Origin of the sequence: Streptomyces sp. NPDC001480, assembly GCF_042894725.1 — a bacterium.
Taxonomy (GTDB): Bacteria; Actinomycetota; Actinomycetes; order Streptomycetales; family Streptomycetaceae; genus Streptomyces.
This window is the reverse complement of the sequence record NZ_JBIAVX010000011.1, coordinates 344479-354984: the sequence shown is the minus strand read 5'-3', so window position 1 is coordinate 354984 and position 10506 is coordinate 344479. Positions and strand designations below refer to the sequence as shown.

General features: G+C 68.7%; 13 protein-coding genes. 4 read left to right on the top strand and 9 right to left on the bottom strand.

All coding sequences use genetic code 11. The annotated features are described in order from the left end of the window. Nucleotides 1-169: 169 nt before the first annotated feature. A complete protein-coding gene (locus ACFY01_RS28285; RefSeq protein ID WP_390738582.1) occupies nt 170-607 on the top strand; it encodes a glutaredoxin domain-containing protein in 438 nt (145 codons plus the stop codon). On the opposite strand, the gene ACFY01_RS28280 is transcribed toward ACFY01_RS28285, so the two are convergent. Next, nucleotides 558-971, bottom strand: a complete 414-nt coding sequence (locus ACFY01_RS28280; protein WP_390738541.1) for an ATP-binding protein — start codon at nt 969-971, stop codon at nt 558-560. The genes ACFY01_RS28285 and ACFY01_RS28280 overlap by 50 nt on opposite strands. Continuing rightward, complete coding sequence (locus ACFY01_RS28275; protein ID WP_390738540.1) at nt 968-1183, bottom strand: hypothetical protein; 216 nt, start codon at nt 1181-1183, stop codon at nt 968-970. Before ACFY01_RS28275 ends, ACFY01_RS28280 begins: the two co-directional genes overlap by 4 nt. Before the next feature lie 133 nt (nt 1184-1316). Between ACFY01_RS28275 and ACFY01_RS28270 the strand changes: the two genes are divergently transcribed. Continuing rightward, complete coding sequence (locus ACFY01_RS28270; RefSeq protein ID WP_390738539.1) at nt 1317-2180, top strand: helix-turn-helix transcriptional regulator; 864 nt, start codon at nt 1317-1319, stop codon at nt 2178-2180. Next, a complete protein-coding gene (locus tag ACFY01_RS28265) occupies nt 2152-2430 on the top strand; it encodes a DUF397 domain-containing protein (protein WP_390738538.1) in 279 nt (92 codons plus the stop codon). Before ACFY01_RS28270 ends, ACFY01_RS28265 begins: the two co-directional genes overlap by 29 nt. 111 nt (nt 2431-2541) lie before the next feature. Here the strand turns inward: ACFY01_RS28265 and ACFY01_RS28260 are convergent, their stop codons facing one another. The 4 genes from ACFY01_RS28260 to ACFY01_RS28245 all read right to left on the bottom strand — a co-directional run bounded on the left by ACFY01_RS28260 (nt 2542) and on the right by ACFY01_RS28245 (nt 6827). Then, nucleotides 2542-3891 carry a hypothetical protein gene (locus ACFY01_RS28260; protein ID WP_390738537.1) on the bottom strand — a complete coding sequence of 450 codons (1350 nt, stop codon included), beginning with the start codon at nt 3889-3891 and terminating at the stop codon, nt 2542-2544. Further along, nucleotides 3881-4435 carry a DUF6114 domain-containing protein gene (locus ACFY01_RS28255; protein ID WP_390738536.1) on the bottom strand — a complete coding sequence of 185 codons (555 nt, stop codon included), beginning with the start codon at nt 4433-4435 and terminating at the stop codon, nt 3881-3883. Before ACFY01_RS28255 ends, ACFY01_RS28260 begins: the two co-directional genes overlap by 11 nt. 134 nt (nt 4436-4569) lie before the next feature. Continuing rightward, nucleotides 4570-5208: a DUF6230 family protein gene (locus ACFY01_RS28250; protein WP_390738535.1), complete on the bottom strand. Its 639-nt coding sequence runs from the start codon at nt 5206-5208 to the stop codon at nt 4570-4572. A 638-nt stretch (nt 5209-5846) separates the two neighbouring features. Next, nucleotides 5847-6827 carry a tetratricopeptide repeat protein gene (locus ACFY01_RS28245; RefSeq protein WP_390738534.1) on the bottom strand — a complete coding sequence of 327 codons (981 nt, stop codon included), beginning with the start codon at nt 6825-6827 and terminating at the stop codon, nt 5847-5849. 228 nt (nt 6828-7055) lie between these two features. Between ACFY01_RS28245 and ACFY01_RS28240 the strand changes: the two genes are divergently transcribed. Then, nucleotides 7056-7694, top strand: a complete 639-nt coding sequence (locus ACFY01_RS28240; RefSeq protein ID WP_390738533.1) for a TetR/AcrR family transcriptional regulator — start codon at nt 7056-7058, stop codon at nt 7692-7694. A gap of 32 nt (nt 7695-7726) precedes the next feature. Here the strand turns inward: ACFY01_RS28240 and ACFY01_RS28235 are convergent, their stop codons facing one another. From ACFY01_RS28235 to ACFY01_RS28225, 3 genes are all read right to left on the bottom strand, one after another. Beyond that, the gene (locus ACFY01_RS28235) at nt 7727-9427 is read right to left on the bottom strand and encodes a methylmalonyl-CoA mutase (RefSeq protein ID WP_390738532.1); all 1701 of its coding nucleotides are present in this window, start codon (nt 9425-9427) and stop codon (nt 7727-7729) included. A 110-nt stretch (nt 9428-9537) separates the two neighbouring features. Further along, complete coding sequence (locus ACFY01_RS28230; protein WP_390738531.1) at nt 9538-9876, bottom strand: DUF3817 domain-containing protein; 339 nt, start codon at nt 9874-9876, stop codon at nt 9538-9540. 76 nt (nt 9877-9952) lie between these two features. Next, on the bottom strand, nt 9953-10462 hold the full coding sequence (locus tag ACFY01_RS28225) for a MarR family transcriptional regulator (protein WP_132853431.1): 510 nt from the start codon (nt 10460-10462) through the stop codon (nt 9953-9955). Nucleotides 10463-10506: the final 44 nt, after the last annotated feature.

The following is a 10506-nucleotide window of genomic DNA, read 5'->3' as shown; positions in this document are numbered from 1 at the left end:
TTGGCGAGCGGATGGCGTGAAGCTTTTGGCAGGTCAGCCTGCGGACAGAGGCACTCATCCGCAGGAGGAGCTGCGTCATCTTGTGAAGTTTCTGTGCGCACGGGCGGCTGGCGGGGCGCGATGGGCGATCACAGATGACCGGTTTTCGATCCCGATAACCTTCGTCTTCGTGATGCGCCCTTGGATCTTGCCGATGCTGTTCGTGCTCTGTGGCTCAGTCATTGCGAGCGCGCTGGTCCTGAAAGGGAGCCCCGGCTCTGCCGTAGTGCTCCTGCTGGTGTTCGCGCTGCTCGCGGGCCTGAACTCGCCCCTCGTCTTCCCAAGGTCGATCGGAGCCGCGGAAGCGCAGCGCCTCAGCGCGGCCGACGGCCGGCCTGTCGTCTACTGGCGGCCGGGTTGCCCTTACTGTCTGCGCCTGCGTATGCGGTTGGGCCGTCGTGCCCGCCGGTTGCACTGGGTCGACATCTGGAGTGATCCGGCCGGAGCCGCAGCGGTAAGGGCGGTCAACGAGGGCAACGAGACCGTGCCGACCGTTGTCGTGGACGGTCGGCCTCACGTCAATCCCGAGCCGGCTTGGGTGCGCGAGCAGCTCTCTCGTTCTGCGTGACCGGTTGCCGCCCCGGTTGGGCCAGCTCGCACCAGACCGTCTTGCGGTCCGCTCCCTGCTCCACGCCCCAGCGTTGGGCGAGTACGTCGACCAGCGTCAGGCCGCGGCCGGACTCGGCCGTTTCGTCGGCGGCCAGGAGGGTGGGCAGCGCGCGTGGGTCCGGATCGGTGACCTCGATACGGGTGTGACCGAGGTCCGTGCCGGTGACGCGGACGGTCACCGGGGTGCCCTCGCCGAGGTGGTCGATCACGTTGGTAAGTAACTCCGTCATGCACAGGCGGACTTCGAAGTCGAGTGCGCGAAGGTGGTGGCGGAGTTCGGGTACGGATTTGGGGGTCGCGAGCAGGCTGAGTTCGAACGTCATCGCTCACCCGCCGACTTTTGGAGGGCGGTGGCGAGCGCGTGAGCCGTGGCGGTGTTGCAGTTCCCGAGCGCGACGAGACCGGTGGGGCGTGCGTTCGCGAAGCTAGCCAGGTCCGCCCGGAGGGATGGCAGTGTGCCGTGCAGCGCGAGGGCGGCGCGGAGATTCTCGACGCAGAGGGTGACGTCGTAGGCGGTGGGGGGCTGGTCGGGCATGAGGCGTTTCAGCCTTCTGTGCGGTGTGTGACGAACACCTCACAGAGTGTCGCCTGACTCGCTAGCGTGGAAGACGGTTCGCGTCCGCGACGTGAATGGCGGAAACGGGACAGTGAGTTACGGCGGTGAGCACGTGGTCCGACGCAAGGACATCGACGGTTCGATCAGCGTCCCCGACTTCTACGGCAAGGAGTTGCGGTGGAAGCGGGAAGCGGCGGGACTGTCGTTGGAGGCGTTTCTCGAAGGCAGCTTCTATGGCAAGACCTACCTCAGCGACATCGAGCGCGGGGAACGGCGGATGCCGGTCGATCTGGCCCGGCACGCGGATCGGGTGCTGGGCACGGACGGGTTCTTCGAGCGGCACTGTGAGGACGTGCGGAGGGCCAGACGGGGGCCGCATGCCGCGTACTTCGAGAAGGCTCTGGAAGCGGAGAAGCACGCCGAGTCGATCGAGTTGTGGTCTCCGAGCATCTTGCCAGGGCTGCTTCAGGCTGCTCCATACGCACGGGCGCTTGTCCAATCCGCCCACCCGTCGGCCCCGGACGATTGGGTCGAGGAGAAGGTGCAGGCGCGGCTCGACCGCGCCCGTCTCCTGGAGGGCGACAACCCAGTGCCGGAGTACTGGGCCATCCTGCACGAGTCGTTGCTCGCGGACCCCATCGTGTCGCCACAGGACATGACGACGCAGCTCGACCGCATTGCGGAGCTGGCGGACCGACGCCGGATCACTCCGCAGATCGTTCCGCGGAGCTGCGGCGCGTATCCCCTGATGGCCGCCTCCATCATGATCATGACCTTCTCGGATGCCCCTCCGTTGATCTACACCGAGGCGTCCTACAGCGGGGACACCATCGATGATCCAGCCCTCGTGAAGCAGTACCGCAAGGCATACGATCGGCTCAGGGCCGTCGCTCTGTCACCAGATACGTCCCTCGCCATGATCAAGGCCGCCGCAGAGGATTACCGAAATGGCAAGCAACCGGATCGACTTGAGTGACGCGCTCTGGCTGAAGAGCAGCTACAGCAACGGGGACGGCGGGGAGTGTGTCGAGGTAGCCAGCGACTTCCCCGGCGCCGCCCTCTGGCGCAAGTCCAGCTACAGCAACGGGGACGGCGGCAACTGCCTCGAAGTCGCCGCCAACGTCCCCGGCCTGGTCCCTGTCCGTGACTCCAAGGTGCCCGACGGCCCCGCCGTGCTCCTCAGCGCCGCCGCCTGGGCCTCCTTCGTCGCCTCGCTCAAGGGGTGACGAAGGGGGCGCCCCGAAGCCGCGAAGGACTGTGCCCCGCCGGGTCGAAACCCGGCGGGGCACAGTCCTTCGCGGCTCCCGGAAAGGTCCGTTGAGGAGGTACGACTACGCTCAGCCGTCGATGTACTGCCGCATCCCGGGGATGGACAGGTTGCCGCCGAACTGGGCCGCCTGAACCACCTTGACATTGGTCATGTAGATCAACGGGATGTTCAGCGGCGGCGGGCTGTCGGGGCTGAACGTCACCGGGACCAGGCCCAGCAGGTTGCCCGAGATGCTCTCGGTGTACATCGTGGTCTTGCCGCCAGTGATCTCCGACTTGGATCCCTTGGCCGCCTGCACGTGGTAGGTCTTGCCCGACTGCTTGTCCTTCACCGTCTGGTGCAGGTCGCCGATTTCAGTGCCGTTGGATATGACGTACTTGAGCACCTTCTTCGTGGCCCCACTGGCCGTCCTCACCTCGACGACGCCCTGGTAGTCGGCGCCCTTTAGCGTCAGCGAGCTGGCGTTCAGGTACCAGGGGTCGTCCGCGACGAGAACCTGGTTGTCGACGCCGCTGACCTTGTCGGTGGCCGCCGGGCAGTCGTCCGGGGACGTGCTGGAACTGGCGGACGGGCTGGGCGTGGCCGACGCGGTCGCGTCCTTGGCCGCCTGGGTGGCGTCCTCGGCCGTCTTGGTCGCCTTGTCGGTGGTGTCCTTCACGGTGTCCGTGACCGTCTTGGCCGCCTTGGAGGCGGTGTCCTTGACGGTGTCGGTGGCGCTGCCCTTGTCGGCGGAGCCGGACGAGGAGGACGTACCCGAGGACGTCGAGGTGGCCGGCGAGGACGACTCGGACGCCGAGGGCGTCGGGCTCGCGGACGTGCCGGAGTCCTTCGTGCCGCCGCTGAGGACGTCTCCGATCGTGTCACCGATGGTGTCCAGCAGGCCGCCACCGCTGCTCTGGGAGGCCGACGGGGTGGGGGTGGGCGTGGCGGCCGTGTCGCCGCTGCCGGAGCCCGAGTCGGAGGAGCCGGAGGTCGCGGTCGGCTTGGGTGTGGCCTTGTCGTCGTTACCTGAATCCGACGAAGAGGTCTTGCCCGAGTCCTTGCCGGTGCCCTTGGTGCTGTCCTTGCCGGCGTCGGCGGAAGCCGAGGGAGACGGGGTCGCCGTGCCGGTGGACTCGCTCGCCGACGGCGACGGCGAGGCCGAGGTGTCCTTGGAGTCGTCGAGCGCCTTGACGCAGTCCTTGTACTCCGCGGCCTTCTGGCTGTTGGACGTGCCGGCGCTGTCCGCGATGGCGAGCGAGGACGTCACGCCCAAGCCCATGAGCACCGCGGTCGGCATCGCCACGGTGGCTATCGCCTTGCCGGCCGGCATGTGGAACCTGGTGAACAGCGGCTTCCTGGGTGCCGCGTGGCGGGGCCCGGTTCTCGCGCGGGACCCGTCCACTTCGGTCCCGTGGGTCACCTCGTCAGCCGGCACTGTGCCTCCCGTTCGCCCCGTTGGCGGGGCTCGTTCCCGACAGGTCGTTCAACTCGCCCGCGCCGCCCAGGTCCTTGTCGAGCAGCGGTGCGGCCTCGGGGGCACCGCCCTCGGCCGGTGCTGCCTCCGCCGGCGGCTCCGGCTGCGGCTCCGCGCCCGGTGCCCAGGCGACGGCGAGCGCGCCACCGATCAGGGCGAAGAGGAAGCCCACGACGAAGCCGCCGAAGTTGGACACGGGGATGGACACCAGCGCCAGCAGGATCGCCGCCACACCTGCGAAGACACGTACGTGCTTCTGGAACCAGAGGCTGATCCCCAGGACGACGAGCAGCACACCGATGATCAGCGACCCGGCTCCCGCGGTGGTGGACATCGCGAGTGTCAGGTTGCCGAGCTTGAGGTGGGCGTACGGGAAGTACATGATCGGAAAGCCGCCGAGCAAGACGAACAGACCGGCCCAGAACGGCCGGGTGCCCCGCCAGGCGCGGAACTGCTGCCTCCGCTGGGCGAACTGGCCGGGTGCAGCAGAAGTCTCGGCGCTCATGGAAAACAGCTCCCTGGTGCGGCGTTGCTGTACTGAAGGTGGTGGTGCGATGGAGATGTGAGGGGATGTGAAGACGAGGGTGGAGCGGTAACGGGCGGGGGACCTTGCCGGCTCCCCCGCCCGTCACTGAGTGCCTAGTAGCACTCGATGCCTTCGCCGCTGCCCCAGCTCAGCCCCATGTGCAGGTTGGAGAGCTTGAAGGTGCCGGCCGTGGTGGCCCACGCCGTCTGCTGCACATTGGTCAGCGTGGCCTTGTCGGCCTGCTGAGCGAACCCGAACGGGTTCGTCTTCTCGCCGTCCTTGGGCTTCATCTTGGCGCTGCCGGCGGCGACGCCGATGTCGATGTGGTCGAACTCGGCCATGGTCGAGTCGAGGTTGGCGACATCGATGTAGAGCTGGTCGGCCTGGACGTCCGTGCCCTTGTCACCCGCGGTCAGCTTGAGCGTGACCTGCTTGTTCAGGAACGGGATCGGGGTGACCACGGACTGGCACATGTTGGTGATGCTGGCGTGGTCGAACGCCGAAACCGCAACCGGGTGCGCCTCGTCCTTGCCCTCAAGGCTCTTGCCTGAGTCGATCGCGCCGTACTGGCTGAAGCCGGTGCCGACGAGCTTGCCGGCCTTCACCTTGAAGTCCTGCCCCGACACACTGAACGACGCAGCGAGAGCGCCCTGCGCAAGGGCGACACCTATCGCGGCCGTAGCGGCGACGCTGGGCACCATGACCACAGCGAACCGCTTCCATCTGGTCCCGCCACGCACCTGGGACTCCATATTTCCTCCTTCTCGGACGTACATCTCCTGGCCCTCGCTCGCCACCGCTTCGGCGGCTCAGCCGGGCAGGGATGGGAGAAGTGCTACGTCCTCGGGAAGGGGAGCGCCCGTACTCGGTGGCGCGAACCGCGACCGAATCACCGGCGATCACCCCCGAGCGACAACCACTGGTCGCGCCTGACACGCATCACGCACAACCTTGCTGGACAGGCTTCGCCGTGCGGCGAAGACCCCCCTGTCCTAGAGCCGGCGCCACTGCCGCCGACTCTGCTCGGTGGGGACCCAGATTGCCCCGTTGACCCGACCGGCTGTCGGGGGTACGGGAATGGACCGAGCGTGGCCGATCGTGGTGCATTCTCGCCGCCCGCACAAGGGGCTTCGTTACTGACTAGTAACGGCCGGATAACCGAAGAACGACCCGGCGGTCTCGGAGTGCGACGCTCAGTGGCGTTCAAGGGCAGAACAAAACTATTGATCCCTGGACGGAACCAGACAGATCCACGCCCTGGTTTTACTGCGAGTAACAGCGGCCGCGATTACCAAGTTTTGGTAAAGCGCGGCCGCCCCGACGCCGCACCGGCGAATCTTTCACCCCGGCATCACAAGCCCGGAAGGTTTAGCGACTGGTCAACAGCCGCTCAGAACAGGGCGCGAGCCAGTGCCCGGCGCGCCCCCACGACCCGCGGGTCCTCCGAGCCGACCACCTCGAAGAGCTCGAGCAGCCGACGCCGGACGGCGTCCCGGTCGTCACCCACCGTGCGCCGCACGGTCTCGATCAGCCGCCCGAACGCGTCCTCGACGTGCCCGCCCACCAGGTCGAGGTCGGCGGCCGCGATCTGCGCCTCGACGTCGCCCGGCTTGTCGGCCGCGTCCCGGCGCACCTGCTGCGGGTCCAGACCCTGCACCCGCTGGAGCAACTCGGCCTGCGCCAGGCCCAGCTTGGCCTCGGAGTTACCCGGGTCGTCGTTCAGTACGTTCTTGTAGGCCTGGACGGCGCCGCCCAGGTCCCCGGCGTCCAGGGCCTGTACGGCGGCCTCCAGCAGGGCGTCGTACGGCCCCGCCGGGATTCCGGCCTCCGCCGGCACACCCCCGCCGGGCTCGGCGTCCGGGTCGACGGTCAGGCCGGTCAGGCCGAAGCGCTGCTCGGCGACCTGCACCAGCTGGTCGAGGGTCTCCCGGATCTGCGCCTCGCCGGCGGCACCCTGGAAGAGCGGCAGCGCCTGTCCCGCGACGACCGCGAAGACGGCCGGGATGCCCTGCACCCCGAACTGCTGCATCAGCATCTGGTTGGCGTCGACGTCGATCTTCGCGAGCAGGACGCGACCGTTGTACTCGACGGCCAGCCGCTCGAGGACGGGGCTCAACTGCTTGCAGGGCTGACACCACTCGGCCCAGAAGTCGATGACGACCGGGACCTCGGCGGAGCGCTGGAGGACGTCGCGTTCGAAGGTGGCCTCGTCGACATCGATGACGAGATCGGCCGGCGAGACGGCACCGGTGCCGCCGCCCTGCCGGGCGGCCTCGGCGCGCGCCTGCTCCGCCTTGGCCTTGGCCTCCTGGGCCGCCTTCACCGCGGCGAGGTCGACGACGCCGCTCATGGACATGTTCCGTGGCTGCATGCGTCTATCCTCCCCCGTTCCCGCGCGTGTGTGAAAAAGCGTCGTGCTGCCGGTCTGCTGCGTGGCTGCGGCGCCGGGTCCCCACCCCACGCCATGTGGTCGTCGCCCGCGTGGTCCCCACGAGCTTTCGCTACGAGTCGTAGCGTAATGCCATCGCGGGTACGGGCGACACCCCGCCCCGGTGATCTCCCTCACGACCTCACAGGAACCGCCGGTTATGGTCGGGACATGCAGAGCCACACCCCCGCCGGCCGCCCCGGCCGCCCACGCAGCGCCGCCGCGGACACCGCGATCCTGGCCGCGACCCGGGAGGCGCTGGTGGAACTGGGCTGGTCCAAGCTCACCTTGGGAGACGTGGCCACGCGGGCCGGGGTTGCGAAAACGACGCTCTATCGCCGCTGGGCGGGCAAGAACGAACTCGTCGTCGACGCGGTGGCCGAACTCTTCGACGAACTCGAACTCCCCGACCGCGGCAGCCTCGCCGCCGACGTCGAGGGCGTGGTCCTCCAGTTCGCGGCGATCCTGGCCCGCCCCGAGGCCAAGAGCGGCCTGATGGCGGCGGTCGCGGAATCCACCCGCGACGACGCCCTGCGCGAACGCATCCGCGCCTCGATCGTGGACCGCCAGAAACGCCTCGTCCTGGAGGGCCGCGCCCGCGCCCAGGCCCGCGGCGAACTTCCCCCGGAACCCGACCCCGACGAAGCCGCCCGCACCGCCGACCTCATCTTCGACGTGGTCGCCGGTGCGGTGGTCCACCGCACCCTGGTGAGCGGCAAGCCGGCGGACGAGGAATGGGTACGAAGCTTCACCCGCCTGCTACTGCACGGGCTGACCTCCCCCACCACGAGCGAAGACCTCGCGACGTAGCCCCGGGTGGCGGGGGAAGGAAAAGGGCCGGGTCAGAAGCCCGCCGGCTCCGTGTACACCCCCCACTCGTCCCGCAGCACCCCGCAGATCTCCCCCAGCGTCGCCTCCGCGCGTACCGCGTCCAGCATGGGCTCGATCATGTTGGTCCCGGAGCGGGCGGCGGTCAGCATGGCGTCCAGGGCCGCGCGCACGCGTGCCTCGTCCCGCGCCGTCCTGCGCGCACCGAGCACCCGGACCTGCTCGCGCTCGACCTCGTGGCTGACCCGCAGGATCTCCAGGTCCCCGGTGACCGAGCCGGTGTGGACGTTGACGCCCACCACCCTCTTGTCACCCTTCTCCAGCGCCTGCTGGTAGCGGAAGGCGGACTCGGCGATCTCGCCGGTGAACCAGCCGTCCTCGATGCCCCGCAGGATGCCGGAGGTGATCGGCCCGATCGGGTGCTGCCCGTCGGGGTGCGCCCGCAGGCCCCGCTCCTTGATCTGGTCGAAGATCCTCTCGGCGTCGGCCTCGATCCGGTCCGTCAGCTGCTCGACGTACCAGGAACCGCCCAGCGGGTCGGCCACGTTGCCGACGCCGGTCTCCTCCATCAGCACCTGCTGCGTCCGCAGCGCGATCTCCGCGGCCTGCTCGGAGGGCAGGGCGAGGGTCTCGTCCAGGGCGTTGGTGTGCAGCGAGTTGGTCCCGCCGAGCACCGCCGCCAGCGCCTCCACGGCCGTACGCACCACGTTGTTGTACGGCTGCTGGGCCGTCAGCGACACCCCGGCGGTCTGCGTGTGGAATCGCAGCCACTGCGCCTTCTCGCTCTTCGCCCCGTACACGTCGCGCATCCACCGCGCCCAGATCCGCCGCGCGGCCCGGAACTTGGCGATCTCCTCGAAGAAGTCGACGTGCGCGTCGAAGAAGAAGGAGAGACCGGGGGCGAAGACGTCCACGTCCAGGCCCCGCGACAGCCCCAGTTCGACGTAGCCGAACCCGTCCGCGAGCGTGTACGCCAGCTCCTGCGCGGCCGTCGCACCGGCCTCCCGGATGTGGTAACCGGAGACGGACAGCGGCTTGTACGCGGGGATGCCGGCCGCGCAGTGCTCCATCAGGTCACCGATCAGCCGCAGATGCGGCTCGGGCTGGAAGAGCCACTCCTTCTGGGCGATGTACTCCTTGAAGATGTCGGTCTGGAGCGTGCCGTTGAGGACCGACGGGTCGACGCCCTGCCGCTCGGCGGCGACCAGGTACATGCAGAAGACGGGCACGGCCGGGCCGCTGATGGTCATCGACGTCGTCACGTCGCCCAGCGGGATGTCCTTGAACAGGACCTCCATGTCCGCCGCCGAGTCGATGGCCACCCCACAGTGGCCGACCTCGCCGAGCGAGCGCGGGTCGTCGGAGTCGCGGCCCATCAGCGTCGGCATGTCGAAGGCGACGGACAGCCCGCCACCGCCGGCGGCCAGGATCATCTTGTAGCGCTCGTTGGTCTGCTCGGCGTTGCCGAACCCGGCGAACTGCCGGATCGTCCACGTACGCCCGCGGTAGCCGGTCGGATACAGGCCGCGCGTGAAGGGGTACTCCCCCGGCCAGCCGATCCGCTCGAAGCCGTCGTACGTGTCCCCCGGCCGGGGTCCGTACACCGGCTCCACGGGATCGCCGGAGAGCGTGGTGAAGTCTGCGTCGCGCTTGCGCGCGGCGTCGTAGCGAGCCTGCCAGCGACGGCGGCCTTCCTCGATGGCGTCAGCGTCCATGCCTTCAAATTTACTAGGACGTCCTAGTAAATGTCGACGGCTGACCACCGCGCGGCGCTCGCGCGGCGGTGGAGGCTCATGACCTGCCCGGTGGACCTGCCCGGCGGACCCTACGCCTTGGCGACGGCCGGAGCCTGGTCCGCGACCGTGGACTCCAGCTCGTGGCTGATCTTCCGCTCGACGAAGAACGCGGCGGTCGGGATCGTCCCCGCGAGCAGCACCCACAGCTGCTTGCCGACCGGCCACTTGGCCTTGGAGCCCAGGTCGAAGGCGAAGACCAGGTAGATGACGTACAGCCAGCCGTGGGCGATGGCGACGACCCGGGTGAAGTCGGCGGCGCCGTCGATGTGAAGCCCGTACTTCGCGATCATGCTCAGGCACAGCAGCACCAGCAGCACACCGGTGGTGTAGGCCATGACGCGGTAGCGGGTCAGCACGCTCTTTTTCATGCCGTCGAGCGTAACCGCCCGTTCCGGGAGATCTTGTCCCGGGTCGCTCTCGGGTCGCCCCCGGGCGGCTCCCGGCTCAGTCCTCGTCGAAGTCGTGCGCCGCGATCCTGAGCGGGCGCAGCATCGCGAAGAGCTCCGCGCACTCCTCGGCGTCGTACACCCCGAGGCCGAAGTCCATCGCCATCAGGTCCCGGGTGGCCGCGTCGACCACCTCCCGGCCCTTGTCGGTGATGCTGGCGAGGGTGCCGCGCCCGTCGTTCGGATTGGGCCGCTTGGCCACGAGGCCGGACTTCACCAGCCGGTCGACGGTGTTCGTCACGGAGGTGGGGTGCACCATGAGCCGCTCACCGATCTTGGACATCGCCAGTTCCCCGGCCTTGGAGAAGGTGAGCAGCACCAGCGCCTCGTACCGCGCGAAGGTCAGTCCGTACGGCTTGACCACCGCGTCGACCTCGGCCAGCAGGATCTGGTGCGCCCGCATGATCGAGGTGATCGCCGCCATCGACGGCACGTTTCCCCACCGCTGCTTCCAGAGCTCGTCGGCGCGGGCGATGGGGTCGAAGGGAAGGCTGAGAGGCTTCGGCACGTCACCAGACCCTACCCGCCGGTCACATTCCGGTCAGCTCCGTC